Source organism: Leifsonia sp. GW821-FHT13C05 (assembly GCF_058806515.1).
This window is the reverse complement of record NZ_JBXAPT010000005.1, coordinates 99627-125433: the sequence shown is the minus strand read 5'-3', so window position 1 is coordinate 125433 and position 25807 is coordinate 99627. Positions and strand designations below refer to the sequence as shown.

Here is a 25807-nt window from a genome sequence, read left to right as displayed (position 1 = left end):
ACAGTTGTCTCGACGCCCTGTTGCATGCACTCATGACAACAATCGCGACATCGAATGAGCCCCGGCTCATCCGCCGCCGCATGCGCTTCGAACGCAACTTTACCCAGCTGCCGAACACGTGGCTCCGCGACGAGTCCCTGTCGTTCCGTGCTCGCGGCCTGCTCGCGCTGCTCATGACGCACGACGACGGTTGGCACGTGACGTTGAAGGCCCTTGCCGAGGCGAGCCCAACCGAGGGCATCGACGCGCTGCGCACCGCGACCGTCGAGCTTGAGCAGCGAGGCTACCTCAAGCGCACGACGATCCAGGGCAAGGGCGGCAAGTTCGAGGGCACCACCTGGGAGATTTGCGACCCGCACGACGATGGCGACGTGCCGCTGTTCTCCGCGTTGGATCATCCAACAACGGCAGGCGACCGCGTTGGATCATCCAATGCGAACCGCGTTGGATCATCCAACGCCTATAAGAACACCAGTAAGAACACTATTAAGAGTTCCGAAGGTGACCACAGAGCGCACCTGTCCGACAGCGGACGGCCGTGCCTTGCTGAGATGGTCACTGACCGCCACTGCGCGTACGGACACATCGTGTTCCCCGAGGCGGTCGACGCATGACTCGTCGCCGCTCGACCCACCGTCGGCCCGAGCCGCCGAGCTGGGCTCCCTATCTCGTCATCGCCGGCCTCACCGCATCCGCGTGGCTGGCTTCACCCCTGCTCTGGATGGGAGCCACGAAGTGAAACCGTTCGTCTGCAAGTCGCGTGTCCAGCCGGTGTGGCTCGCCCTCGACATCCACGGGTGGACCGAGCACGCCACCTGGACCGACGCGTTCGCTCACGCGTTCAGCGCCGCGACCGTCAGCGAGGCAACAGCATGACCCCGGACCTCGACAACCCACTGTGGCAACTGCTCGTCTGCGCTGTCCTGCTCTGGCTCGGCTGCGCGCTACTCTGGCGGCATGACCGACTCAAGCACCGTCGAGCCCTCCGAGCACGAAGCCGCGTTCTCGCCCACCTGGGCGCGCCGTTCGCACGAGCAGCGCGTGCGCTTGCTGCTCGGCTGGATCACCGCGTTCACCGGGATAGCCGCCGCCGCACTCGTCACGAGCGTCGTGCAGAGCATCATCGCGTCGGTCACGTTGGCCAACGCCCTGCACTAACCGACGACGAGCTGGTCGCGCTCGCTCGCCTCCACAGCCGCCTGTTCGTGGGCGGGATGCCCCGCACCGGGGGAACGCTGCAATCCGCCCTCGACAAGATCGAGCGCGCTGCTGACGGCGTGCTTTACGCGGACCGGGCGGCACGACGGTGAGCCAGCATCACCGCGCCCAGAAGTGGACGACGCACGCGCCCAAGCTGCGCGAGAAGATCAAGCCGCAGCTCCCGCTCCCGTGCATCGACTGCGGGAACCCCGTGTTCCCCGAGGACGACTGGCAGGTCGGGCACCGCACGCCGGCCAGCGTCGGCGGTCGTCCAACCACTGCGAACACTGGACCGACGCACACCCGATGCAACCGCAAGGCAGGCGGCAAGCTCGGCGCAGCGAAGACCAACGGCCGACGTGCCGAGTCGAACGGCATCCGTCCGTGGTGAGCGTCGCTGCGCCCCAGGTTTTTGAGGATCAGTCCGTACCTCCGCCCGTAGGCAGCACGGAATTCTCTCTAAATTTGTGGGACCAGACCAGGAACCGCGTGGAACCGCCGACGTTCCACGGAGAGTTCTCGGACAACTCCGAGCTGCGCCGAGAGTTCCTGGTCGGGGCGCGGATGATGGGCTACGAGCTCGTCGACCTCGACGACACCGAGCGGATCGCCGAACTCAAGGCGATGAAGCCGGCGCGCTACCCGATCCAGCCGCAGCAGCTCTGGCTCGCCGACGCGCTGAACGCCGAGGGCTACGACGAGTACCTGATCGAGGCGATGCGCCGGCTCTCCAAGACCACATCCATCTTCATTTGGTGCCTCGGCCGCTGCGCGTGCCGCGACGACTATCAGGTGACGTTCTCGGCGCAGTCGGGCGTGAAGGGCACCGCCCGTCTGCGCGAGTGGAAGACCCGCCTCGACCGCACCTGCCCCGACCCTGAGTCGGACATCCCGCCGTGGAAGCGCGGCGCGCCGCGAGTCTCGCGCGCCGTCGAGCGCCACCTGTCCCTGTTCGGCGACGACGAGCTGACCGAGACAGCACCGACGCCGGCGACCCGCGGATTCCGCATCATGATGGGCGAGGTCGGCAAGGGCATCTACTTCGACAACGGGTCGCAGTTCCTCGTGTTCAAGCCCGACGCGGACGCATACCGCGGCGAGGCCGGCGACATCTCGTGGGTCGACGAAGCGCAGGAACTCGACCCCGAGGAAGGCGCTGACCTGCTCGCCGGCATCGTGCCCCTGCAAGACACCAAGCAGGATGCGGCGCTCGTCGTGTCCGGGACGGCCGGCGAGGCTCGCGTCGGCGTGCTCTGGGAACGCGTCAAGCGGATGCGCGCAGGCGACCCCGACATTGGCGGAGTCGACTACTGCGCACCCGAGGACACCCCGTGGGAGACGATCTTGGACGAGGAAGCGGCGCTGGCGCTGCTCGTGTCCATCCACCCCGGCATCGGCACCCTCACGACCCTCGACAAGATGCGCCGCAACTGGCGCAAGTTCGACAAGCCGAAATGGGCGCGAGAGTACCTGTCGATGTGGCCCGAGACGGCCGGCGCGCGCGTGATCGAGCCCGAGGTCTGGGAGGCCGGCAAGAGCAAGATGATCCAGCGGCCGGCGCGGGTCGCATTTGGTTTCGACATCAAGCCAGGCGGCAGCGTCGGCGCGGTCTGCGCTGCCTGGCGGAACTCCCGCGGCGTCGCATTCATCGAGGTGGTCGACCATCGGCCATCGACCGACTGGCTTCCTGAGCGCGGCCAGCACCTGACCAAGACCTACCGCGGCTCGACCCTCGCCTATGACGACATCGCTGAGGGCAAGGCCACCGCGACCGAGATGCAGCGACTCACCCCTCGCCCGCGTCTGCGCTTGCAGACGTACCGCGAGACGGCCGCAGGATGCGTCCAGTTCGACCGCGACCTCAAGCGCGGCAAGCTCAAGCACTTCGACCAGGCCGGCCTCAACGGGGCGGTCGAGCACGCGGCCAAGCGCGAGGTCCGTAACGACCAGGGCGTGTGGCTCTACACGATCGACGAGCCAACGGCGGACATCACCTGTCTCATGGCCGCGGTTCGCGCGCTGCGCAACTGGGACCAGCACTTTGCAACCAAGCGCGCCGGCGGCGCGGCACCGATCATGGGCGACTAGGAGAAACCCGACATGACCATCAAGCTCGACATCTCGCCCAGCTCCATCGTGATCTATTGCGAGGGATGCGGCCACTGGCGCGGGCTCGCCTTCGACCGCGAGGACGCCGAGAGGCGCGGGGCCGCACACGAAGAGCGCGTGCACCCCGACGACTGGACGTTCCGCCGTCAGGTGATGAAGAACCAGACGCGACGCGCCGAGAGACACGCCGCCGATTCCATCAATGACCAACAGCGTCCGGACGATTCTGCACATGGGATTCTTCGGACTCGGCTTCGGGAAGCGCGCAGCTAACCTGCTCGCCGGCAAGGTCGACCTCGGCGTCGTCGCGCCGTGGGCGCCCGAGGCTGACCTTGCCCCCATCGTCATCGCCGACGCGCTCGGCCTCGACGCCGACGCGCTGCCCATGACTCGCTCGGCCGCGATCAAGATTCCGGCCGTATCGAAGGCGCGCAACCTGCTCGTCTCGACCATCGCGTCGAAGCCTCTCGTCGCGCTCAACTCGGCCGGCGTCCTCGACTCCAAGCAGCAGCCATCGTTCCTCTACCGCACCGACTCCAACGTCACGCCCCTTGAGCGCATGGCGTGGACTGTCGACGACCTGATCTTCTACGGGTATTCGCTCTGGCGCGTGACCCGCGGAGCCGGCGATTCGCCCAAAGGTGGCCCGATCCTCAATGCCGAGTACGTCCCCATGCGCACCTGGCGCATCAACAACGGGGCGCTCTACATCGACGATGAAGAAGTCACCGACCTGTCGACGGTGATCCTGTTCAACTCGCCCTTCGAGGGCCTGCTCAACATCGGGTCGACCACGCTCAAGGGCGCTCGCGACACCGAGGCATCGTGGGTCGGACGAGCACGCAACCCCATTCCACTGATCGAGCTGCATGTCACCGACGATGCCGAACTCGAACCCGAGGAAATCCAGGCGTTCGTGAAGGCGTGGAGCAACGCACGGCGCAGCCAGGACGGCGCGATCGGGTACACGCCGGCCGGCATCGAAATCAACGTGCACGGTGAGGTCAAGGCCGAACTCATGGTGGAAGGCCGCAACGCCATCCGCACCGATGTCGGCTCGTTCCTCAACATCCGCGCGTCGATGCTCGACGGGACGATGGGCGTCGACTCGCTCACCTACACGACCACCGAGGGCGAGAAGAACTCGTTCTACGAGTTCGACCTCCCGTTCTGGACCGACCCCATCGCGCACCGGCTCTCGATGGACGACGTAGTGCCGCGCGGACAGCGCGTGCGCTTCGACATGTACGGCGCGTACCACATGCCCCTCGACACCGACACACCCACGGAGGACTAGCACCATGACCAACGTACAGATCGAGGCCGGCACGCTCGCCGCGAATCTCGAAGATCGCACCGTCTCCGGACTCCTGCTCAAGTTCGGCGAGGTCGGCCGCACCAACCTCGGCCGCTTCAAGGTCGAGAAGGGCGCGTTCAAGCTGCCCAAGGACGTGTCGACGTTCCTCGGGCTCGACCTCGGCCACGACCGCACGAGGCAGATCGGGACGGCGCTCATGGCGACCGAGACCGACGAGGGCATCTATGCATCGTGGAAGATCGCGGACAACGCCGAGGGCAACGCGCTGCTCGCCGCTTACAACGCCGGCGACCCGGACGCCCCGCGCCGGCTCTCGATCGAGGTCGACGATGTGCGCCTCCGGAACGGTGTCGCGATCGGCGGCAACATCCACGGCGCTGGCGTCGTCAAGGCCGGCGCATTCCCGTCGTCCACCCTCATGGCCGAGGACACCGTGGACGTGAACGGCGAGCCGCTGCCTGCCGAGACGACCAGCTCGTCGAGCTACTCGAACACCGGCAGCGATGGCTCCGAGTACAGCGACGAGACGAAGACCACCGAGCAGATCGAAGACCTGGGCGATGGCAAGAAGCGCATCACCCGAACCACCGTCACCGTGACGGAAGTCAAGGAGCCGGACCAGCCGGCCGACAACCAGGAGGAACCCGTGGGTAACAGCATCATCCCCGCTACGCTCGACGCATCCGCGGCGAGCCTCGTCGCCCCCGAGGGGCAGGTCGACGAGAGGTCGGCCCGAGAAATCTTCACTCTCATGGCCAGCGCCATGAAGGGCGACCCCGAGGCGGCGACCCTGCTCGCCGCGCTCACCGACATCACGACCAGCGGAGCCGGCGCACTCCCGATCGCCGGCGTTCTACAGCCGGCCTGGCTCGGCGAGGTCTGGCAGCAGAAGACGTACAACCGTCGATACATGACCCTGCTCGGCACCATCGGCACGATCACCGCACAGGACGAGAAGGGCTTCACCGTCTCCGCCGCGGCCGAGCCCGTGCAGCCGTGGGCCGGCAACAAGTCCGCGCTCCCGTCGTCGAGCGGCACGACCGAACTCGTGTCCTCGACCTTCCAGCGATGGGGTTGGGCCGCGGACATCGCCCGCGAGTTCTTCGACATCCCCGGCAACACCGCTGTCGTCGAAGCGTTCCTGCGCCTGGTGAACAACAGCTACGCCCGCCAGACCGACAAGTGGACGCTCGCGCAGATGGTCGCCGCATCCACCATCGTCGCGCCCGACACCTACCCGGTGCTCGACCCGACGCGCGACTACCCGGTCGCGATCAAGCAGCTCATCCAGGGAGTTGACGTGGTGTCGGCCGACCCGATCGACGACACCCCCGCGTTCGCGATCGCCAACGCCGCCGCCTGGCGCGAGATCATCTACGCGCCCAAGGATGCGCTCCCCGAGTGGCTGAGCCTCAGCTTCGGCATCACCGACCAGAGCGGCCAGGCAGACGGCAAGGTCCGCGTCGTCCGCGGCGACATCGGCATCGACGACGCCCCCGCCGTGCTCGTAGGCGCTGTCGACGCCGCGCACGTCAACGAGCTGGGCGGCGCATCCCCGCTCAACCTCTCCGCACTCGACATCGCTCGCGGCGGCATCGACCAGGCCGTCGTCGGGTACACGCAGTTCATGGCCGACTACGCCGACGCGCTCGTCATCGTCGGCGAGGCGGACGCGTAAGCGGCCACGGGATCATCGGGAAGGGCAGGCACGATCATGGGTTACTACGTCGGGGACGTACCCGCGCAGCCTCTCGTGATCGAGCCTGCCCGGAACGACGAGCTGATCGACCTCGAACCATTCAGCCAAGCCGACGCGCAGCTCTACGACCCGGATGGTGGCCTCGTGCTCACCCCCGGATTCCTCGCCACCATCGAGGGCGAGGTGATCGTCGTCGACTGGCCGGAGTCCAGCCCGTTCGACGAGGCCGGCATCTACGAGCTGCGCGTCGTGCTCAGCAACACCGACACTGAGGTACGCGAACGCATCGCCCCCGTGCGGCTCGTCGCCGACCTCGCCGACGGCGGCGGATGGCACACCCTCGACACCGCCCGCGACGACTGGCGCGACGCGCCCGGCTTCGACGCCTGGCTGTATGAGTGCCTGTGGGTCGCCCGCAACGATGTCGAAGCGTTCGCACCGAAGCTCGCCGAGGGACAGCGCCCGCCGCTGAACTACCGGCGCGCGCAGATCATGCAGGCCCGCAACCTGTGGAACGCCGGCAAGGTCGACCCCTCGTCAGGTGGAGTCGGCGAAGACACGTTCGTGCTGCGCCCGTTCCCGCTCGACTGGACCATCAAGCAGACGCTCCGCCCCAAGCGGGCCGTCCCGAGTGTGGGGTGACCATGCCGAACATCCGATTCCGCCAGAGCGTCATCAGTCGCCTCAAGCCGTTGCTCCCGCGCAAGTGGAAGCTCCTGCCGTACGGCACGAACCTCGACACCCTCAGCGTCCCTGTCGTCATGCTCACCATCCAGAGCATCACCCGCACGCCGGCCGCCCCGCAATCGCAACGCACCTACGCAGCAACTCTCAGCATCTTCCAGCCGAGCACCGCGCCCGGACGGATGGACGACGCACTCGACGACGACCTGATCGACCTACTCAACGCCATCGACACGCTCAAAGACGTGAAGTGGACGAAGGCCGAGCGCGTGCTCGGAAACAACGACAGCAACTACGGCTTCGACATCACCATCGAAGTCGTCTACCGAAAGGACGACCCCCATGCCTGAAGTCGACATCCAGCCCATCCTGCTCAGCGACATCGACCTCACGATCGGAGCCAATGGATACGCCGGCAGCGTCTCGTCCGCGGCGCTCGTGCCATCGTCGAGCATCGTCACGTGGAAGGGCATGAAGAAGGGCGTTAGCCACAGCTTCCCGACCGACTCGACGTGGCAGTGCAACCTCAACTTCGCGCAGGACTGGGAGGCCGCACAGTCGCTCAGCAACTACCTGCTCGACCACGAGGGCGAGGTCATCCCCGACTGCATCCTCGCGCCGAAGTCCGGGGGCCAGGCGTTCAAGGTCACGCTCATCCTCGTGCCCGGACAGATCGGCGGCGACGGCGACTCGGTCGCCACGGCTCAGGTGTCCCTCGGCGTCTCCGGGTCGCCTGTCAAGGTCGCAGCGTAGTGGTCACGATCGAGCTGACTGTGGAGGACGCCGGCCGCACGGCCGGCGCCCTCCTGACCGTCGCCGCGCTCACGAGCGACGAAGGGCTGCGCCAGCTCGCATCGGACATCCGCGAGCAGGTCACCGGCCAGCCGCTCATCCCGAGGGAGTAGGCCGTGGCCCTGCGAATCAGCGTGTTCGCCAGCAAGGAGCTGCAACAGGCAACCGCGATCCTCAAGGGCGTCGACCGGGAGATATCCAAGTTCATCCGCCAGACCCTCAAGACCGTTACCTCGCCCGAGTGGGCGGAGGCGGTCAGAGGCCGAACATCGAACGCTCAGGAGGTGAAGGTCTTGTCCGACACAGCACGCGTCGCCGTGAGTAACCAGAACATCACCCTCAAGTCCGGCGCGATCGGTAAGAGCCTGAGCGGCGGTGCCAAGCCCTCCGACATCGTGAGGCAAGTCGAGTTCGGCGCACCGCAGAACACGACGAACACCTACACGGCCACGAGCCGGAAGGGCAAGACGTTTCGCGTGACCCGGCACACGAACCGTCAGTTCAGGGGACCGAGCCGCAGCGGATACGCCGTCTACCCGGCCGCGGCGAAGGTCATCCCGCGCATCGCGGCGCTCTACGTCCAGACCACCATCCGGACCTTCTACGAACTCATGGAGAAAGCAGCATCCCGTGGCTAAGGGCATCAGCATCGGCATCGCCGGCGACGCGAGCGAGTTCGCTTCCGCCGTCAAGAAGGGCGTGATCGAACCGCTCGAAGATGCCGACGACGCGGTAAAGGACATCGGCCGCGACGCATCCCGGCTCGACGAACTCGAATCGAACATGACCGACGCCCAGAAGGCAACGGGCAAGTACGAGCGCGAGCTGCAGGACGCGATCGCCGCGCAGAAGAAGGTCGCTCGCGGCGCACGCGATGTCGGCGACGACGCACAGCGCGGATTCAAGGACGCCGGCGAATACTCCGGCGAGTTCAAGGACGAAGCCCTCGCCAACTTCTCCGAGGTCACATCGAGCTTCGACGGCAGCATGACATCCGTCGTCGACCTCGCGCAGGGCACGTTTGGTGGCCTCGCATCCCTCGGCGGCCCGGTCGGCCTCGCGCTCGGTGGCCTAGCCGCGCTCATCGGCGGCGTGTTCGCCGGCCTCGCCACGAGCGCCGACGAGAACTCGAAGGCGGCAGAGCAGTCGATCCAGGACATGTACGCCGACATGGTGGAGTCGGGGCAGGAGTTCGTCTCGCAGGACTTTGTAAACCAGAAGATCCAAGAGATCATCGGCAACCAGGAGCAACTGAACAAGGTTCGCCAGGACGCGGCGCAAGCAGCCGTCTCCCAGCAGACGGCGCTCCGTGCCGAGGCCGGCGACCAGGACGCGCTCAACACAGCCCTCCAAGGCGCGATCGCCGCGCGCGATCGCATCTCGGCGCAGATCGACGAAGTAGTGAAGAACGGCGGCACCGTCTCCGGACAGCTCCGCGACCAGGCCGGCGCAGCGCAAGACCTCGTGCTGCACTACCAAGACCTCGCCGCGAACACCGACACCGCGAAAGCCAAGGCCGACCTCTACCGCCAATCGACCTCAGACACCGCCGCCGCGATGGCCGACGCATCCGGCAAAGCCGCGGACCTCAAGGGCAAGCTCGACTCCCTCCACGACGTGAACGTGAAAGTCAGCGTGGACGACGCCGAGGCACGCGAGCGTCTGCGCCAGCTCGGCAAGGCCATCAACGTCGACATGTTCGTGACCCCGCGCACCGGATTCGGAGTTGGCTAATGACGACGACCATCACCCGCACGCCCCGCACCCGCGCGACGCTGCGGACGAACTACTACCCGAACCCCGCCAACGCGAACCCGTCGAGCGGACTCCACGCGAGCGCGAACGCGTACGCAACAGGCTCGGCCACAGGCGCGTACGCGATCGCCACCGGCAACTTCCAGCAGCTCACCACCACCGCCCTTCCGGCAGGCTCTCGGTTCGGCTACTACATGGACGTGCTCGTGAACGCACCCGCTGGGGCGCAGGTCGCCGCCGCCCTGTTCTTCCAGCTCAGGACTGGTCCGGCCCCGATCCGCTTTTGGATCGACTGCTATTCGTCGGCCGGCGTCCAGGTCGGCCACGCCGACACGATCAGCTCCGCCGCCGGCGGCACGCTCAACCTCGGTGTGACCACCACCGACGCCATCACCCGCATCCGCTACTACGTGTTCTTCGAGAACCAGACAGCGGCAGCGATGGCGGCGTCGAGCATCCAGGTCGCCCGCTACGTCGTCGAGCTCGGCGTGCCCGTCGCCGGCCCGTTCTTTTGGGGCGGACAAGCGGCATCCGGAACCACCACCTACGGATGGCTGGGAACCGTCAGCAACTCCCCGAGCATCCTCGTCGACAACAACCCTGCCGACGTGTTCACACCCGACCTTATGACCAGCCTGGCAGCGTCGCGATCGGGCAAGAACACCATCATCGACATCCCCGGCACATCGCTGCCGGCCGTCGTGCTGCACCCCACCAGCAGCCGCCGAGGGAAGATGACGTTTCTGCTCGGCCCCGAGAGCGCCGCGATCGCGTTCGACGCCCTTATGAAGCAGCAGGCTACGTTCGTGCTCGCCGACACCGACCGTGCGATCGCGGGGATGCCGTTCAACCTCGACTCGGGCGGCTACTCCTACGAGCTGGACATGCAGACGCAAGAGCAGTTCACCGGCGAAATCTCGTTCGTGGAGGTGTTCGGCTAATGGCGACGTTTGCGACCAAATGCACAGTGCACATCGACGCGTTCGACATCGAACCGATCAGCGCGAGCATCATTGCCGACGAGACGTGGAGCCCGTACTACCAGGGCACGCTCGTGTTTGCCGGCCAGTTCGGCGAAGCGATCACCGGCGCGATCAACCCGCGCAACTGGCCGACCGTGCGCGTGCAGTACACCAAGTACGACGCAGACGGAGTGTCCAACCCGGTGAGCGTGCTCGACGTGGCGCTGCTCGTGCGCTCGTACGACATCGACACCATCGCCAACACGACGACGCTCAAGGTGTCCTCCAAGGAGGCGAAGCTGCAAGACGTTCGGAACGCCACCAACGCCGACATCGCGCGCGGCGCACAGTCGATGACGCAGGTGGTGACGTATGCGCTCGGCCAAGTCGGTGAGGGCGTCCCGGTCGTCACGCCGGGTGGCGCTTTCGTCGCGCCGGCAACCACCTGGCAGGCCGGACAAGACCTGTGGAGTTGGCTCGACGGGATGCTGCGCGGCGCAAACGCGATCCTCTGGAACTACCCACAGGGCTCCGCAGCGGACTACTGGACAGCCCAGGCAGCGGACAATCCCGGGCGGTACGTCGGAGACTTCAACGTCGTCCAAGGCACCAACCTCGTCCGAGCCAACTACGGCTTCGACATCGAGAAGGACTACGCCGACAGCGCGGTAGCGATCTACCAGTGGACGGCATCCGGGGCGCAGCAGCGCAAGGTCTACGCCTCCAAGGGAGCCACCGTGCGCCGGACCAAAGCCGTGACCTACAACACGCCCGATCCCGGATACGACCCTTCCCCATCGCTGCGAGCGGTCGCATCCGCGCGCGGCCTCTATATGACCGTCGACATGCTCGCCGATCAGGCAGTCCTCACCGGCTGGACCTGCCACGTCACCCTCGACAACGGCACCTACATCGGCCCAGCTCGCCGCATCACGTGGAACTACCCGCAGGACACCATCAGCATCGACATCCTCAACCCAGTAAAGCAGGGATTCGGAACATGAACGCTCGCACCATGATCGAGGCCGCCATCACGGCGGCAACCGACCGACTCGCCACCAAGCAGACCGCAGCGGCCGACCTCGCCGAGGACATCCGCCGCGAACAGGCGACGATCGCGGACCTCCAAACCGCGCTCGAAACCCTGCCCGCACCGACCGAACAGGAGCCCACCGAATGACCGCCCTCGTGCAAGTCCCCTGGCAGCCCGAGTGCTGGCTCACACCCGACACCCTCGCGCTCCTCGAACAGGCGAGCGAGCGCGTCGGCGAACAGCTCCTGATCGACGGCGCGGACGGTGCGTGGCGAAGCTACGCCCGGCAGAGCTACCTCTACTTCGGGTACGTCCACCATCTACCCGGCTTCAACACCGCCAGCAACCCCGACAACGGCCAGCGCAACCACATGCGCGGGGCCGCGTTCGACCTCAGACGCACCGATCCCGCAGCTCAGGCCGCGTGCCGCGCGGTCGGTCTCATCCGCGACGCAGACGAGCCGTGGCACTGGAACAACCCCCGGTGGGCATCCATGCCCATCATCCCGACGCTCCCGACCTCCGCCGCCGGCGGGGGCGGTGCACCCCTACAGGAGGACGACATGCCCAAATACGGCATCGGCTCGCACGCCGACAACCCCAGCTCGCTCGTGTTCTACGGACCGGGCATCCAGCCGCTCGACATCCCGAACGGGACGTGGCAGACCGTGCTCACGAAGTACGCCGACGCCATGAACGCCAACCGTGAGCCTGTCCTCACGGCCGCGCAGTGGCAGCTCGTGACCGAGGCGTGCGCGAACCAGCCGAGCCCGGAGGCCATCGAGGCCATCTCGGAGGCCGTCGTCGCTGAGATGAACGACCCGGCGAAGCGTAAGTTCTACGCCGCGGTCTCGTGAGCGACGGCGTACTCATCGCGATCGTGGGGGCCATGCAGGCCGTCGCGGTTGCGTTGGTCTACGTCGGATACAGAGGCACCCGCAAGCGAACGGACGCCATCAAGTACGAGATCACCAACGACCACGAGCAACCTCTACGCGAGGACATGGACGACAAGCACACCGTCGTCGTCCGCCTCATCAACTCTCTCGGAGCCACCGTGCGAACCGCCGTTCGCGACATCGGCGGCATCCGCGAGGACGTGCGCCAGCTCCGCAAAGACCTATCCCACACCGACGAGCGCGTCGACGACCTCGAGCGCACACGACCGAAAGGACCGACACCATGACCCACGCAGCACCTGAGAGCGGCGAGACGTTCACCACCGGCGCGAAAGGGAGTGTGAGCACGGCCAAGGTGGGGCGAGCGGCGCAGGCCGTCTCGCAGCTCGTCGACGAGCCCGCGACCTACGAACTCGTCAGCGGAGGCCCGATCATCCCCACGCCCGTGCGCGTCATCATCTACGCGGTCGGCACGCCGGTCGCTGCAGCGGCATCGTTCGTCGCCGGAACGGACGTGTTCGGCCCGGTGGTGTCGACGGTTGCCGGCGCGATCGCCGCGGCCGCGGTAGCCGCTGTGGGTACGACCGCGCTCGGCAACCTCAACCGCTAGCCGGCAGCGGCCAGCACGGCCGCGCGGATGCGATCGTTGGGAACCTCGACGTAGATGCGAGTCGTGGCGGGGGAGGCGTGTCCAAGCGCCTCCTGCGCCACGGCCAGGTCCGACGCGGCGAACACACGCGTCCCGAACGAGTGCCGCAGCGTATGCAGCGTCCAGTGATCCGGCAGCACCTTCGCAGCCAGCTTGCCCACCCACCGCGGCGACAGGTGCCCGCCGTCATCTCCCGGGAACGCCCAGCCAGGCGGCAGCGTGCGCAGTTCGAGCGCGAGGCGCGGCGTCAGGGTGATATCGCGCTCCTTGTCGCCCTTGCCATGCACCCGCAGCGACCAGCCATGCAAGTCCTCGAACAGGTCGCGGGAGTGCACCTGCGCTATCTCCGCTCGGCGTAGGCCGGCGTCGTGCGCGAGGCGGAGGATCAGCTTCAGCCGGTCGTCGGCGTTCGCCAACGCGGCCCGATACACGCGATCCGGCGTCGGCCGCGGTCGAGCCTGCGCCGGCTTCACACGAGGCAGCGCCAACGCCACGTTGGACTCGGCACGCCCGGTCGCATGCGCCCAGGCATAGAAGCTCCGGAACGTCGTGCGCCGGCCTCGCCGTGTCTCGGCCTTCCAGACTTGCTCGCCCGCGTAGGTGACCAGCTCGTCGGCGGTGAGCGACCAAGGCCCGGCGTCTACACGCCGGGCCAGGTGTTCGAGGTGTTGCCGCCTCGTGTTGCAGGTGGTGGATGGAGCGCCCGAGGCGCGCTGTGCTGTGAGGTACGCCTGGATAGCCTCGGACCAGGCGGAAGGTGTTGCGTGCATTTCAGCGCGCACTATCGGCAGGTCCGCCGTGATCGTTAGCCACGCTGTGCGCACTCTCAGCATGGCACTCGCAATCACACGTTCGGTTGCACTCGTCGTGCCGGCCGGCCACGCACGCGTATGTGGTGAAGATCATGCCATCGGGCCACCGGCCGAACGCGCGATCAGCCATGCAGCGCCCGCAGGCATGCCCGCGCGAGACGCGATCGAGCCGGCTACCGGACCGCGGGGGACGATAGCCGGCGCACGCCGGGTCGGTCGTCAGGTGGTGGCCGTTCGCGCGGTACAGCAGCTCGCCACCGAGATTGAGAACTGCGATCAGTAGGCGATCGCGTACGCGCATCATGCCTATACCTCGTCCGGCACGTGTGGCTCGCCGCCGTGGCAGATGTTGGTCGGGGTCCGGTCGCTGCACCACTCGTGTGCGCCGTCGTGGTCGTGCAGGTAGATCGTCCGCCCGCATCCGGCGCATGTCGCCGCGGTCATCGGGTAGCCTCCGGTTCGATCGGTTCGGTGCACTCCGGGCACTCGGACTCTTTGCCCGGGGTTCGGGTCACGACCCGCCAGCCGCGCTTGTCGGGCTCGCCGAGGTGTTCGTGGTGGTCGGGCTCGCCGTTGCACAGGTAGGGCTTGATCTGGTCGATGGGCACCCCGTAGTGCGCGGCGCGCTCGAACATCCATCCGTTGTCGTCGCCGATCTTCTCGTCGGCCCACTTCCACGCCTCGTCGCCCGTAAGTCCCTGCAGGAGCGCGTCGAGCAGGAGCGCGAGACGCGACTCCTGCACGTACGCGTTGATCCGGTCGCCCATGACACGCGGTTCGGCGTCGAACCAGTTCGTCCCCTGAACATCGAATCCGACTGCACGTGCGTAGTGGTAGGGGACCTCGACCGCGAGGGGTCGAACCTCGTACTCTTCGCCGTGCGGGTACAGCTCGTGGGCGTACCGGCGTTTCGTGCGGCGGTCGTCGCTCATCGGGTCACCGCCTCAGCGCGGCTCGGGCTCGCGCACAGCATGAGGCCGTTTGCGTGAAACCAGGCAAAGCCCCCGCGGTTAGTCAGGACTTCGCCGCAGACGGGGCAGGGCGCCCCGCTCATCGGGTCACCGCCTGGCGCACGATCGCGAGGAGCATCACGCCGAGCGCGAGCGGCCCAAGATACAGATCAGAAGGTTGGGGGTTCGAATCCCTCCGGGCGCACACTGGTTGAGACAGTAGACACGGCCCCCGCTTCGGCGGGGGTTTTGTCGCTGGCGGGGGTAGGCGATCTGCCAGGCTGGACTCCGACGTCCCCCACCGAGGAGCTCCCGATGCCGCGCATCACATCCCCGCAGGCCAAAGCGACGTTCGTCGTCCTCGGGTGCGCCGCCGCGGTCGTCGCCGCCGCGTTCGGGGCGCTGGCGCTCAGCGTGACGGGCGGCCTCGTCCTGTACTGCGCGGTCCTCGGCGCCGTGATCGCGTTCGGGGTGCGCGTCTTCCGGGGTGAGGACGAGGATGCGGTTGCGCCACGACCTCTCTGGCGCATGACAGCGAAGCCGACTGCGGGATTCCTGTTGGCCGGGTTCTTCGCCCTCCAGGCCGTCTCGACCGGCGTCAGCGCAGCGAACGCCGACGCGTACGCGCCGCTGTACGTCGTGGCCATCGCCTTCTCGCTGGCGGTCGCGGCCGCGTACCTGAACTCGTCGCTGCGACTGCGGCGCGGGTAGCGCGCGACACCGGACGCACACGCTTCCACGCGTCGGCTTGACGCGTGGACAACTATGTACATAGACTCGCTCATGTTCATAGTTGTCCACGTACAAGGAAGTACCCGAATCAATGAAGATTGCCGTTGTCGGTAGCTACGGAGCCGGCCTCACCATGCGTGTTCCCTTGGCGCCCGAAGCCGGTGAGACCGTGTCGGGAGGCACGTTCGACAGTGGGCCAGGCGGCAAGGGGTCGAACCAGGCCGTCGCCGCCGCGCGGCTCGGCGCGGACGTCTCCCTGCTCACCGCCGTCGGAGATGACGACTTCGGGCGAGCGGCGCGCGAGCTGTGGCGGGCGGAGGGTGTCGACGCATCCAAGGTCGTGACCGGCGCTGGCGCGACGATGGTCGGCTTCATCCTGGTCGAACCGTCCGGGGAGAACCGCATCGCGATCGCGCCCGGTGCACTGGATGAGCTGGGCGAGGCCGCCGTCGAGACGTTCCGCGACGAGATCGCCGCGGCCGACATCCTGGTCGTCTCGATGGAGATCCCGATGGATGCGGTCGTCGCCGCCCTGCGGATCGCCAGAGAGGAAGGCACCCGCACCCTGCTCAACCCCGCGCCCGCGAAGGCACTGCCGGACGACGCCTGGGCGCTCATCGACATCATCACCCCCAACCAGACCGAGGCGCCCGTGCTCCTCGGGCTCGGACCGGATCACGGACGCAGCGAGCGGGAACTGGTCGAGGCGCTCCGCGAACGGCTCGACGGCGGGGTCATCCTGACCCGCGGATCCGATGGTGCCCTGCTCAGCGACAGCGACGCCGACGCCGACGCCGACGCCGACAACCCTGCAGACACGATCGTGGCCATCCCGCCCGCCGTCCCCGTGCGCGTCGTGGACACCACCGGGGCAGGCGACTCCTTCACCGCCGCGCTCGCCGTCGCGATCGCCGAGGGCAAGACCCTTGCAGACGCCGCAGCGTTTGCTGCCCTCGCCGGCGCCCACACGGTGTCGATCCCCGGGGTCATCCCCGCCCTCCCCACCCGCGCTCAGCTCACCCAGACGAATGGACCGACTCGATGACCGCCACCACCTCAGCGCCGCAACGGAGCGCGATCGACTTCCGCAAGATCCTGCACGCCCGTGAGGCCGGAGTGTTCGCAGCGCTGGTGCTGCTCTTCGTCCTCGGAACCGTGCTCTCGCCCAGCTTCCTGCAGGGCGGGAACCTGCTGTCCGTCGGGCAGCAGGTCTCGCAGATCGGGATCATGGCCGTCGGGGCGACGTTCGTCATCGTCAACGGCGAGATCGACCTCTCCGTCGGCTCCATCTACGCCCTGTCTGCGATCAGCACGGGCATGGCCATCGCAGCCGGGGTCGCCTGGCCGCTCGCCATCGTCATCGGCCTGCTCGTCGGTGTGGTCGCCGGTCTCCTCAACGGACTCGCGGTGGTGCTGCTCGGCGTCCCGTCGTTCATCGTCACGCTCGGAAGCCTCAGCGTCTTCCGCGGCGTCGCCCTGCTCATCTCCGACGGCGCCCCCATCTCGCTCAGCGCGTCGAACCCCGGTGTCGCCGAATTCAACCTGCTCGGTCAGGGCAGGCTGTTCGGTGTCATCCCGATGCAGTTGCTGTTCTTCATCGTGATCGTCGCGCTCGGGGTCGTGCTCCTCTCCCGCTCGCGGCTGGGATTCAACACGTACGCGGTGGGCGGCAACAAGGAGGCCGCTCGCCTTGTGGGCATCAACGTCTCGGGCGTGAAGGTCGCGGCGTTCGTGCTCTCCGGATTCACCGCGGCCGTCGCCGGTGTGCTCGGCCTCTCGTTCCTGTCCTACGTGCAGGGCGTCACGGGCAGTGGACTCGAACTCACCGTCATCTCGGCCGTCATCATCGGCGGGGCCGCCCTGTTCGGAGGCTCGGGCACCATGTGGGGCACCGTCATCGGCGTGGTCTTCATCGGAGTGCTTCAGAACATCCTGAACATCAACGGCATCTCGTCGTTCTGGCAGACCGTCGTCACCGGTCTCGTCATCGTCGCCGCGGTCGCGGCGGACACCTGGCAGCGCAAACGCAAAACCCGCGCGTGACACCCGGACGCGCCGACGCAGACACATCCGGATCAGCACCATCCAGCAGCACGTCATCACACACGAAGGAGTATTGATGTCATTCCGCACCATTTCGCGCCGCGTCCTCGCGGCGGGAGCCATGACAGCCGCCCTGGCCATCGCCATCACCGGCTGCGGCGCGATCACCAACGCAACAGCAGACTCGACCTCGGGAGGCGGCTTCCAGCTCGCCGACTACATCCAGAAGCGCGTGGATGGGGGAGAGAAGCTGCGCATCAAGCTCAGCTACCACGACCCGTCGCTCGCCTTCGCCACGCCGATCGGCCAGGGGATGGAGCGGGCGGGCTCCGAGCTCGGCGCAGACGTCCAGCTCATCGGCCCGACCGGCGGCGACGCTGCGAAGCAGGTCGCTGAGCTGCAGACCCTCATCCAGCAGAAGTCCGTCGATGGCCTGGCCGTCTCGTCCGCCAGCTCGGACGCGCTCAAGCCGGTGATTGCCGAGGCGTACAACGCGGGCATCCCGATCATCTCGTTCAACACCGACAACCCGGACTCCAAGCAGATGGGCTTCGTCGGCCAGGACCTCAAAGCGTCGGGGAAGTCCGAGGCGGAGGAGCTGCGCAAGGCGCTCGGCGAAACCGCCACGGGCAAGGTCGTCGTCTTCTCGCTCGACACCGGGGCCGGCTGGTCGAACGACCGGTTCGGCGGGTTCAAGGAGGGGATGAGCGGCTCCACGCTGGAGGTCGTCGGCCCGGTGAACGTCGGCAACGAGCCGAACGCCGCGTACAACGTGGTCGACTCGACCATGTCCGGCCAGTCCGGGGTCGTGGCCATCGCCGGCCTCGACTGCTGCAGCACCACCGCATCCGCCAAGTGGGTGCAGCAGTCCGGCAACGCGGGGAAGATCACCACGGTCGGCTTCGACCTCCTTCCGCAGACGGCCGAGTTCATCAAGGACGGCGTGATGACGTTCACCATCAGCCAGAACCCGTCCGAGCAGGGATACCAGGCGGTGAAGGTGCTCGTCGACTTCCTGAAGAAGGGCACCAAGATCTCCGGCGTCGACACCGGCGCGCAGATCATCACCAAGGACAACCTGTCCGAAGCAACGGTGGAGGGCTAGGCCATGACGTTCCCGTCGTCCGGCGACGGTGCGGCCGTGAAGCCGCGCCCCGCCATCCGCATCACCGGGCTCAGCCGCCGGTTCGGCCCGGTGCGCGCGCTGGAGGATGTGACCTTCGAGGTGCCGGAAGGCGAGGTGACGGCCCTGCTCGGTGAGAACGGCGCAGGCAAGTCGACACTGCTGAAGGTCCTCGCAGGGTTGCAGCCGCCGAGCGACGGGACCGTCACCGTCGGCGACGCCCCGGTGACGCGCTACGACCCGCACACCATGCTCACCGAGCACGGCGTCGCCATCGTGCCGCAGGAGTTGTCGCTGCTGCCGGAGCGGACCGTGGCCGAGAACATCCTGGTCGGCGTGGAGCCCGGCAGTCGCTGGTTCCCCTCCCGTCGCAGGATGACCGCCCGCGCCACCGAACTGCTCGCCCAGCTCGACCTCAGGCTCGACCCGGCAGCGCCGGTCGGAACGCTCGACCTCGCGACGCAGCAGCTGATCGTGGTGGCACGTTCGATCGCCCGCGGCTGCCGCATCCTGATCCTGGACGAACCCACCTCCGTGCTGACGCCCGCGGAGTCGGAGCGGCTGTTCGCGCTCATGGCGACGCTCAAAACTCAGGGCGCCACCATCGTCTACGTGTCGCACAGGATGCCGGAGGTGTTCCGGCTCGCCGACCAGATCGAGGTGCTGCGCGACGGCAGGCACGTGGCGTCCTGGCGCCGGTCGGAGACCACGCCGGAACAGGCCGTGGCCGCGATGGTCGGCCGGGAGCTCGGCAACCTCAGCAGGCGTGCGGACACGACGGACGCGTCGGCCTGGCGGGATGCGCCCCCAGTGCTCGCCGTGACCGGGCTCGCCGGCCGTGCCCATCAGGACGTGACGTTCGAGGTGCGCCCGGGCGAGATCCTCGGTTTCGCCGGGCTTCCGGACAGCGGCCGCGTCGAGATGCTGCGCAACCTGTTCGGAGCGGACAGGGGAACGGGCGGAAGCGTCGACCTGCTCGGCTCGCCGTATCAGCAGCGGTCGCCCGCGGAGTCTGTCCGGCGCAAGCTGGCGTTCGTGCCGGGCGAGCGCAGGGCGCAAGGGCTGCTGAGCACGATGAGCGTCGGCGAGAACATCGGCGTGCTCGAGGTGCGCAGGCTCACCAGGTTCGGGCTCGTGCGCCGCCGCCAGTTCGACCGGGACGCCGCAGCCCTCTCCGCAGCGATGACGGTGAAGACCGCGTCGCTCGACACCCCCATCGTGAACCTCTCCGGAGGCAACCAGCAGAAGGCGATGCTCGGCCGCTGGATGGCCATCCAGCCCGACATCCTCGTTCTCGACGAGCCGACACGAGGGGTGGATGTCGGTGCTCGCGCCGAGATCTACGAGCAGCTGTACGCCCTCACCGCCCGCGGGGTCGCGATCGTCTGCTCGTCGTCCGACCTGCCGGAGCTCCTGACGATCACCGACAGGATCGCCGTCATGGCAGAGGGCCGCATCGTCGCCGTGCTCGACTCGGCGGACGCCACCGAGGAGTCGATCATGTCCGCCGCCACCGGCGCGGACGCGTCGGCCTCCTCCGCCGCATGACCACCAGGGAAAGGACCCGACCATGAAGAAGCACGGCATCCTGAACGCCGAACTGAGCGGCGCACTCGCGACGCTCGGCCACACCGATCTGATCCTCGTCGTCGACGCCGGTTTCCCCATCCCGCGCGACGCCCACCGCATCGACCTCGCGCTGGCGGAGAACCTGCCCGACCTGCGCACCGTGCTCGGCCTCATCGCCGGCGAATTGGTGGTCGAGGGCGTCGTCCGGGCGGACGACGTCGTCAGCAACAACCCCCGGCTCGACGAGTGGCTGCAGTCCACCTTCGCCGAGGCCGAGTTCAGCACGCGCACCCACGCCGAGATGCTGGGCGATGTCGCAGCCCAGGCGAAGGTCATCGTGCGAACGGGCGCCTTCGAGCCGTGGGGCAACATCGGCCTCGTCTGCGGCGTCGACGTTCCGCGCTGGTTCGGCGGCGACGGCGTGATCGCGCCCGACTATTACGCAGACCGGCTCTGACCCGGTCGCGCATCCCCAGACCTGCACCACACCACAAGCACCGCGACCGCGGTGCCCGCGAAAGGAAACAGAAACCGTGACTGACACTTCGACCACCGAGCTGACTCTGGCTCCGGCGCAACTCGCACCGTACATCCAGCACACCAAGATCGAGGTCGGCCTCACCCGCGACGAGATCGTCGCCCACGCCAAGGAGACCGTCGAGCACGGCTTCAACGCCGCGATGGTGCCCGCATCCTGGGTCGACGTGGTCGCCGCAGAACTCGCCGGCACGGGCGTCGGCATCGCGACAGCGCTCGACTTCCCGACCGTCGGCGTGACCACGAGCGCCGGCAAGGCCGCCGAGGCGGAGTCGATCGCCAAGCTCGGCGCCACCCAGCTGGACATCGGTGTGCAGATCGGCTGGCTGAAGAGCGGGATGTACGACGCGTTCCGCGACGACATCGCCGGTGTCGTGCAGGCGGCGGGCATCCCGGTCAAGGTCATGCTCGAGCTCCCGCTGCTCACCCCGGACGAGCGTCGCGCGGCCGTCGAACTGTCGATGGATGCCGGCGTCGCCTTCCTGAAGAACGCGTCGAGCGGGCAGATCGAGACGGCCAGCCCGGAGAGCGTCCGCTACCTGGTCGACCTGGCTCGTCCCGGCGTGCTGGTGAAGGCCTCCGGCTCGATCAAGAGCTACCCGCAGGCCCTGGGCCTGCTGCGCGCGGGCGCCAGCCTGCTCGGGACGAGCGCCGGCCTGTCGATCATCACCGACTCCGGCGACGAGAACACGACCAGCTACTGACGAGCGCCGCCGTCCCGACTGCCGTAGTGTCGGGACGGCGGGTGCCAGTGAAAGAGGGGGAAAGTGACCGACGACCTCGACAGAGACGCACCCGTCGCTCTGCACAGCCAGATCTCCGAGCGCATCCGGACCAGGATCGCCGCCGGTGAGTGGCCGGCGCATTACCGGCTGAAGAGCGAACCGGAGTTGGCGCACGACCTCGGCGTGAGCAGGGGGACGCTGCGCAGGGCCCTCACCACCCTGATCGAGGAGGGGCTGCTCCGGCAGGTCAGGGGCAAGGGAACGTTCGTCACGTCGACGACGATCGAGCCGGCCATCGCGCAGAAGCTCAGCACGCTGTCGGAGGATTTCGCCAACCAGGGGATCGTGACCGAGACGGACGTGATCGAGTGCCGCCTGATCGAGCCGCCCCGGCCGGTCGCCGCACTGCTCGACGTGTCGCCAGGAGCACGGGTGCTCAAGCTGGTCCGTTTGCGCAGCACGGACCGCGGCCCGGTGGCCCTACTGGTGAACTACGTCCGCGCCGACCTCGCCCCCGGCATCGAGAAGACCGACTTCCGCACCACCAGCCTCTTCGGGACGCTCGAAGGCGTCTACCACCTGAAGATCGGCAGCGCTCGCCGCACCTTCTCCGCCGAGGCGGCATCCGGCGACGCCGCCTCCGCCCTCGAACTGCCGATCGGCGCACCCGTCCAATACCTGCAGCAGGTCACCTACCTGGCCGACGACCGTCCGGTCGAGTACTCCGACGTGTGGATTCACAGCGAGAAGCTGCGGGTCACCTCACTGCTCTCTCGGCGCTGAGCCCGGCGGGAGGCTACCGGCCGGCCGCGGCATAACGCCCGGCCAGCATCCCGAACGCCTCCCGCAGCTCCGCCGGCTGCACGTCCTCCATCGCCGCGTCGAAGCGCCCCAGTGACGCCGCCAGTGCCACCCACGACCACGAGCCGACGTGGATGCGGCAGCGCCCGTCCCCGAGGTCGTCCACCACGGCGTCGCCCGCGAACGGCAGCACCTCGGAGGCGGGCAGGTGCAGGATCGCGCTGCCGCGGCACGGCCAGTCGTCGGCGTCGGCCGAGCCCTTGAAGCGGGCGGACACGTATGCGCGCACGTCGCCTCCCGGCACCGGGCGCGGTTCGAAGCGGCGGCCGTTCGGGGTGCGGGGGCGCATCCGGTCGACGCGGAAGGTGCGCCAGTCGTCGCGATCGAGGTCCCAGGCGAGCAGGTACCAGCGTTCGGCGGCGACCACCAAGTGGTGCGGTTCGACCCGGCGGGGAGGGCGGTCGTCGTGGTCCCCGTAGTCGAAACGGAGGGTCTCCCGCCCGCGCACCGCGGCGGACACCGAGAGCAGGACACCCGGATCCACCGGCTGCACCGCCGTGTTCCGGCCGTTCGGGATGGTGGTGAACGTGAGCGCATCCAGTCGGTGGCGCAGGCGGGACGGCATCACCTGGCGCACCGTGGTGAGCGCGCGCACCGCCGCCTCCTCCACCCCGGCTCCGCTGACCGCGGCGGCCTGGAGGGCGACCGCGAGCGCGACGGCCTGGTCGTCGTCGAAGAGGAGCGGGGGAAGCTCGGTACCCGCATCCAGCCGGTACCCGCCATCCGGGCCTTTCGTCGCCTGGATGCGGTAGCCCATCTCGCGCAGCCGGTCGATGTCGCGGCGCACGGTGCGGTGGCTGATGTCCAAGCGTTCGGCCAGCAGCCCGCCCGGCCAGTCTCTCCGTGCCTGCAGCAGGGAGAGCAGCACGAGCAGCCGGGAGGTGGTCGAGGTCATGCTGCCAGCGTAGATCGAGTAGAGGACCGAAGCTGTCCTCTACTGCTGTGAGAGTGGGCGTCGACCGTCCGGAACGTCCGGGCGGAACGTCAGCGAGGAGCAGACAATGTCCGTCACCACCACACCCCACCTCAACTTCCGCGGCGACGCCAGGGCGGCGCTGGAGTTCTACCACTCCGTCTTCGGCGGGCAGCTCGTCGTCGTCACCAACGCCGACGCCCACGCCGCGGAGACCCCGGACGAGGCCGACCAGGTGAAGTTCGGCCAGGTCATCGGCGGGAACGGGTTCCAGGTCATGGCATACGACGTGCCGGCCAGCGTCGGCTACGACCAGGGCGACACGGCGTTCTTCGTCTCGGTGCGCGGCGAGACCGCCGACGAGATCGCCGAGCTCTGGGGAAGGCTGGCCGAGGGCTCGACCATCATCGAAGACCTCGGGCCGTCCGCGTTCTCGCCCGCGTACGGGATGCTCGCCGACCGCTTCGGCGTCGTCTGGGTGCTCGACGTGGCGGTGGCGTGGGACGCGGCGTGAGCCTCAGCCGGCAGGCGTGACCGCGGCGGTGCGGGGCGGGGACCCGGCGGTCAGTCCGCCGTGCTCGGCCCCACCGCCGCGGGCCCAGGGCCTCCCGGGGTTCCCGCCGCATCCCCCTTGAGCTCGATCAGCAGCGTGTGCGTCGGCGTCGTGCCCACGTTCTCGCCCGAGTGCCGCTGCGCGGGCAGCCACACGGCTTCGCCGGCATCGAGGTGCACCGTGCGTTCCTTGTCCGGTGTGCGCAGGTGCCGGTCGAATTCGCTCAGCGCCACGAGCACGCTGTTCGGATGGTCGTGGTCGTTCGTGCGGAGGCCGGGCGCATCCAGGTATTCGAGCACGCGCACGTACTCGTTCTCCCAGAGCAGGTGATAGTTGTCCGGATCGGTGTCGAGCGGGTCGTCGGTGACCATGCGGCGACCATACGCCCACCGGCCCCGCCGCCGCTACTACGACCGAAACACCAGTAACTGTCGCGAAACGCCCGGGAAGCGCCGCAGTTGCTGGTAGTTCGCGGACACTTGCATAACGCGCCTGCCTACTGTATACAGAATACAGACCAGGAGCGGCCCCGTACCCGTGGCCCCCGAATTGCAAGAGACACTTCAAGGAATGAGGTAGGCATGTCTCGCGTCGACTCGAAGATGAGAAGGCTGGTGGCTGTGGGGGCGGCCGTCGCGTTGGCACTCAGTATGGCCGCGTGTTCAGGATCGGGATCGGGGGGTTCGGGCTCCAAGACTGTCGTCTGGTCCACCTGGGGCACTCCGGAGGAGATCGCCCGCTACAAGGACTTCGACAACCAGTTCATGAAAGAGCACCCCGACATCAAGGTGGTGCTGCAGCCGGTCGCCGACTACGGCGACTACCACACGAAGCTCCTCGCCCAGCTCGCGTCCGGCACAGCACCGGATGTGTTCTACATCGGCGACGACAAGATCGGCCAGTTCGTCAACTCGAAGGCGCTGCTGCCTCTCACCGACCTGATGAACTCCAGCGCGAGCAAGACCAAGCCGGAGGACTTCGCGCAGGGCCTGTTCGGCGCCACCAAGAAGGGCGACCAGATCTACGCTGCGCCCAACGACTCCAACCCGGATGCGCTCTGGTACGACAAGGTCGCGCTGAAGAAGGCCGGCGTCACCGATGACCCGGCCACCCTCGCCGCCGAGGGCAAGTGGACCACAGAGGCATACCTCGACATGAACGAGAAGCTCAAGAAGGCCGGGCTCACCGGATCCATGTTCTGGAACTACTGGTCCACCCACTACAGCTGGATCTCGGCGCAGGGCGGCAAGGCGTTCGACGAGTCGGGGAAGTTCGTCGCCAACACCGACCAGACCAGCGTCAAGGCGATGGATGTGCTGGCCAAGAACTTCCAGAACGGCACGTTCGTCGTCGCGGACACCCTCCCGCAGGGGGCTGGAGCAGACAGCGTCTTCGTCACCCACAAGGCGGGCTTCTTCGTGCAGGGCCGCTACACGATCGGCACCGTGAAGTCGGCGGGCGACCCGGAGAACTACGACGTCGCACCGTGGCCGACCCCGGACGGCAAGGCCGCGCCGACCGGCACGGCCGTGAGCTACCTCGCCATCAACGCCAAGACCAAGAACAAGGCCGCTGCGTTCGAGTTCTGGACCAACTACCTGTCGGCAGCCGGCCAGACCGAGCGCCTGAAGGGCGGAGGCAACGCCGTTCCGTCGATCAAGGGCGCGGACAAGGTCGTCCTCGACGGATACCCGGAGCACGCCCAGACGCTGCTCGACATGCGCGACATCGGGTTCGAGGACTACGCGACGGAAGCATCCGTCCCCGGCCTCTCCAGCGACATCAGCGACAAGATGCTCGCGCTCTACGAGGGCAAGGCGTCCACCAAGGCGACCCTCGACGATGTCGCGAAGATGATCGAAGACAAGACGGGCAAGTAGGGATCGACG

The 25807-nt window shown here is 67.7% G+C and carries 36 protein-coding genes; 31 read left to right on the top strand and 5 right to left on the bottom strand.

Features of this window, described 5'->3' with window-relative positions:
* Positions 1–32 precede the first annotated feature (32 nt).
* From AC1ROC_RS14615 to AC1ROC_RS14515, 21 genes are all read left to right on the top strand, one after another.
* Positions 33–614, top strand: coding sequence for a hypothetical protein (locus AC1ROC_RS14615; RefSeq protein ID WP_493001028.1), 582 nt, complete (start codon positions 33–35; stop codon positions 612–614).
* Positions 611–739, top strand: coding sequence for a hypothetical protein (locus AC1ROC_RS14610; protein ID WP_493001026.1), 129 nt, complete (start codon positions 611–613; stop codon positions 737–739). Before AC1ROC_RS14615 ends, AC1ROC_RS14610 begins: the two co-directional genes overlap by 4 nt.
* A complete protein-coding gene (locus tag AC1ROC_RS14605; RefSeq protein ID WP_493001024.1) occupies positions 736–876 on the top strand; it encodes a hypothetical protein in 141 nt (46 codons plus the stop codon). Before AC1ROC_RS14610 ends, AC1ROC_RS14605 begins: the two co-directional genes overlap by 4 nt.
* Before the next feature lie 81 nt (positions 877–957).
* Positions 958–1158 carry a hypothetical protein gene (locus AC1ROC_RS14600; RefSeq protein ID WP_493001022.1) on the top strand — a complete coding sequence of 67 codons (201 nt, stop codon included), beginning with the start codon at positions 958–960 and terminating at the stop codon, positions 1156–1158.
* A 148-nt stretch (positions 1159–1306) separates the two neighbouring features.
* The gene (locus AC1ROC_RS14595; RefSeq protein WP_493001020.1) at positions 1307–1591 is read left to right on the top strand and encodes an HNH endonuclease; all 285 of its coding nucleotides are present in this window, start codon (positions 1307–1309) and stop codon (positions 1589–1591) included.
* 98 nt (positions 1592–1689) lie between these two features.
* Entirely contained in the window at positions 1690–3288 is a 1599-nt protein-coding gene (locus AC1ROC_RS14590; RefSeq protein WP_493001018.1) for a hypothetical protein, read from the top strand.
* Positions 3289–3300: 12 nt separating this feature from the next.
* Positions 3301–3582, top strand: a complete 282-nt coding sequence (locus AC1ROC_RS14585) for a hypothetical protein (RefSeq protein ID WP_493001016.1) — start codon at positions 3301–3303, stop codon at positions 3580–3582.
* Complete coding sequence (locus AC1ROC_RS14580) at positions 3542–4606, top strand: hypothetical protein (RefSeq protein ID WP_493001014.1); 1065 nt, start codon at positions 3542–3544, stop codon at positions 4604–4606. The genes AC1ROC_RS14585 and AC1ROC_RS14580 overlap by 41 nt, the downstream gene beginning before the upstream one ends.
* A gap of 4 nt (positions 4607–4610) precedes the next feature.
* Positions 4611–6305: an HK97 family phage prohead protease gene (locus AC1ROC_RS14575; protein ID WP_493001012.1), complete on the top strand. Its 1695-nt coding sequence runs from the start codon at positions 4611–4613 to the stop codon at positions 6303–6305.
* A gap of 75 nt (positions 6306–6380) precedes the next feature.
* Positions 6381–6968: a hypothetical protein gene (locus AC1ROC_RS14570; protein WP_493001011.1), complete on the top strand. Its 588-nt coding sequence runs from the start codon at positions 6381–6383 to the stop codon at positions 6966–6968.
* A gap of 2 nt (positions 6969–6970) precedes the next feature.
* Positions 6971–7360 carry a hypothetical protein gene (locus AC1ROC_RS14565; protein WP_493001010.1) on the top strand — a complete coding sequence of 130 codons (390 nt, stop codon included), beginning with the start codon at positions 6971–6973 and terminating at the stop codon, positions 7358–7360.
* Complete coding sequence (locus AC1ROC_RS14560) at positions 7353–7763, top strand: hypothetical protein (RefSeq protein WP_493001008.1); 411 nt, start codon at positions 7353–7355, stop codon at positions 7761–7763. Before AC1ROC_RS14565 ends, AC1ROC_RS14560 begins: the two co-directional genes overlap by 8 nt.
* Entirely contained in the window at positions 7763–7915 is a 153-nt protein-coding gene (locus tag AC1ROC_RS14555; protein ID WP_493001006.1) for a hypothetical protein, read from the top strand. The genes AC1ROC_RS14560 and AC1ROC_RS14555 overlap by 1 nt, the downstream gene beginning before the upstream one ends.
* A 21-nt stretch (positions 7916–7936) precedes the next feature.
* Complete coding sequence (locus AC1ROC_RS14550) at positions 7937–8440, top strand: hypothetical protein (RefSeq protein ID WP_493001004.1); 504 nt, start codon at positions 7937–7939, stop codon at positions 8438–8440.
* A complete protein-coding gene (locus AC1ROC_RS14545) occupies positions 8433–9536 on the top strand; it encodes a hypothetical protein (protein WP_493001003.1) in 1104 nt (367 codons plus the stop codon). The genes AC1ROC_RS14550 and AC1ROC_RS14545 overlap by 8 nt, the downstream gene beginning before the upstream one ends.
* On the top strand, positions 9536–10498 hold the full coding sequence (locus AC1ROC_RS14540; RefSeq protein ID WP_493001001.1) for a hypothetical protein: 963 nt from the start codon (positions 9536–9538) through the stop codon (positions 10496–10498). Before AC1ROC_RS14545 ends, AC1ROC_RS14540 begins: the two co-directional genes overlap by 1 nt.
* Positions 10499–10524: 26 nt before the next feature.
* Positions 10525–11523: a hypothetical protein gene (locus AC1ROC_RS14535; protein ID WP_493000999.1), complete on the top strand. Its 999-nt coding sequence runs from the start codon at positions 10525–10527 to the stop codon at positions 11521–11523.
* Positions 11520–11699, top strand: coding sequence for a hypothetical protein (locus AC1ROC_RS14530; RefSeq protein WP_493000997.1), 180 nt, complete (start codon positions 11520–11522; stop codon positions 11697–11699). The genes AC1ROC_RS14535 and AC1ROC_RS14530 overlap by 4 nt, the downstream gene beginning before the upstream one ends.
* The gene (locus AC1ROC_RS14525) at positions 11696–12409 is read left to right on the top strand and encodes a M15 family metallopeptidase domain-containing protein (protein ID WP_493000995.1); all 714 of its coding nucleotides are present in this window, start codon (positions 11696–11698) and stop codon (positions 12407–12409) included. Before AC1ROC_RS14530 ends, AC1ROC_RS14525 begins: the two co-directional genes overlap by 4 nt.
* A complete protein-coding gene (locus tag AC1ROC_RS14520; RefSeq protein WP_493000993.1) occupies positions 12406–12738 on the top strand; it encodes a phage holin family protein in 333 nt (110 codons plus the stop codon). Before AC1ROC_RS14525 ends, AC1ROC_RS14520 begins: the two co-directional genes overlap by 4 nt.
* Positions 12735–13061 carry a hypothetical protein gene (locus AC1ROC_RS14515; protein ID WP_493000991.1) on the top strand — a complete coding sequence of 109 codons (327 nt, stop codon included), beginning with the start codon at positions 12735–12737 and terminating at the stop codon, positions 13059–13061. The genes AC1ROC_RS14520 and AC1ROC_RS14515 overlap by 4 nt, the downstream gene beginning before the upstream one ends.
* On the opposite strand, the gene AC1ROC_RS14510 is transcribed toward AC1ROC_RS14515, so the two are convergent.
* From AC1ROC_RS14510 to AC1ROC_RS14500, 3 genes are all read right to left on the bottom strand, one after another.
* Positions 13058–13870: a tyrosine-type recombinase/integrase gene (locus tag AC1ROC_RS14510; protein ID WP_493000989.1), complete on the bottom strand. Its 813-nt coding sequence runs from the start codon at positions 13868–13870 to the stop codon at positions 13058–13060. The genes AC1ROC_RS14515 and AC1ROC_RS14510 overlap by 4 nt on opposite strands.
* A 348-nt stretch (positions 13871–14218) precedes the next feature.
* On the bottom strand, positions 14219–14356 hold the full coding sequence (locus AC1ROC_RS14505; protein WP_493000987.1) for a hypothetical protein: 138 nt from the start codon (positions 14354–14356) through the stop codon (positions 14219–14221).
* The gene (locus AC1ROC_RS14500) at positions 14353–14844 is read right to left on the bottom strand and encodes a hypothetical protein (RefSeq protein WP_493000985.1); all 492 of its coding nucleotides are present in this window, start codon (positions 14842–14844) and stop codon (positions 14353–14355) included. Before AC1ROC_RS14500 ends, AC1ROC_RS14505 begins: the two co-directional genes overlap by 4 nt.
* Positions 14845–15177: 333 nt before the next feature.
* Between AC1ROC_RS14500 and AC1ROC_RS14495 the strand changes: the two genes are divergently transcribed.
* The 8 genes from AC1ROC_RS14495 to AC1ROC_RS14460 all read left to right on the top strand — a co-directional run bounded on the left by AC1ROC_RS14495 (position 15178) and on the right by AC1ROC_RS14460 (position 22374).
* Positions 15178–15573 (top strand): hypothetical protein, encoded by a 396-nt coding sequence (locus tag AC1ROC_RS14495; RefSeq protein WP_493000983.1) that lies wholly within the window; start codon positions 15178–15180, stop codon positions 15571–15573.
* A gap of 112 nt (positions 15574–15685) precedes the next feature.
* The gene (locus AC1ROC_RS14490) at positions 15686–16639 is read left to right on the top strand and encodes a ribokinase (RefSeq protein ID WP_493000981.1); all 954 of its coding nucleotides are present in this window, start codon (positions 15686–15688) and stop codon (positions 16637–16639) included.
* A complete protein-coding gene (locus AC1ROC_RS14485) occupies positions 16636–17637 on the top strand; it encodes an ABC transporter permease (RefSeq protein ID WP_168688533.1) in 1002 nt (333 codons plus the stop codon). The genes AC1ROC_RS14490 and AC1ROC_RS14485 overlap by 4 nt, the downstream gene beginning before the upstream one ends.
* 76 nt (positions 17638–17713) lie before the next feature.
* Entirely contained in the window at positions 17714–18742 is a 1029-nt protein-coding gene (locus AC1ROC_RS14480) for a sugar ABC transporter substrate-binding protein (protein ID WP_493000979.1), read from the top strand.
* A 3-nt stretch (positions 18743–18745) separates the two neighbouring features.
* Positions 18746–20308, top strand: coding sequence for a sugar ABC transporter ATP-binding protein (locus tag AC1ROC_RS14475; RefSeq protein ID WP_493000977.1), 1563 nt, complete (start codon positions 18746–18748; stop codon positions 20306–20308).
* Positions 20309–20330: 22 nt separating this feature from the next.
* A complete protein-coding gene (gene rbsD, locus AC1ROC_RS14470; protein WP_085370656.1) occupies positions 20331–20786 on the top strand; it encodes a D-ribose pyranase in 456 nt (151 codons plus the stop codon).
* Between the two features lie 76 nt (positions 20787–20862).
* Complete coding sequence (gene deoC / locus AC1ROC_RS14465; RefSeq protein WP_085370655.1) at positions 20863–21570, top strand: deoxyribose-phosphate aldolase; 708 nt, start codon at positions 20863–20865, stop codon at positions 21568–21570.
* Positions 21571–21633: 63 nt separating this feature from the next.
* Positions 21634–22374, top strand: a complete 741-nt coding sequence (locus tag AC1ROC_RS14460; RefSeq protein ID WP_493000974.1) for a GntR family transcriptional regulator — start codon at positions 21634–21636, stop codon at positions 22372–22374.
* 13 nt (positions 22375–22387) lie between these two features.
* Here AC1ROC_RS14460 and AC1ROC_RS14455 read toward each other — a convergent pair whose 3' ends face one another.
* Entirely contained in the window at positions 22388–23347 is a 960-nt protein-coding gene (locus AC1ROC_RS14455; RefSeq protein ID WP_493000972.1) for a helix-turn-helix transcriptional regulator, read from the bottom strand.
* A gap of 106 nt (positions 23348–23453) precedes the next feature.
* Here AC1ROC_RS14455 and AC1ROC_RS14450 point away from each other — a divergent pair, with 106 nt between their 5' ends.
* Positions 23454–23879: a VOC family protein gene (locus AC1ROC_RS14450; RefSeq protein ID WP_085370652.1), complete on the top strand. Its 426-nt coding sequence runs from the start codon at positions 23454–23456 to the stop codon at positions 23877–23879.
* A 50-nt stretch (positions 23880–23929) separates the two neighbouring features.
* On the opposite strand, the gene AC1ROC_RS14445 is transcribed toward AC1ROC_RS14450, so the two are convergent.
* Positions 23930–24289 carry a cytoplasmic protein gene (locus tag AC1ROC_RS14445; RefSeq protein ID WP_493000969.1) on the bottom strand — a complete coding sequence of 120 codons (360 nt, stop codon included), beginning with the start codon at positions 24287–24289 and terminating at the stop codon, positions 23930–23932.
* Positions 24290–24499: 210 nt separating this feature from the next.
* Between AC1ROC_RS14445 and AC1ROC_RS14440 the strand changes: the two genes are divergently transcribed.
* The gene (locus tag AC1ROC_RS14440) at positions 24500–25798 is read left to right on the top strand and encodes an ABC transporter substrate-binding protein (protein WP_085370650.1); all 1299 of its coding nucleotides are present in this window, start codon (positions 24500–24502) and stop codon (positions 25796–25798) included.
* The last annotated feature ends 9 nt before the right edge of the window (positions 25799–25807 follow it).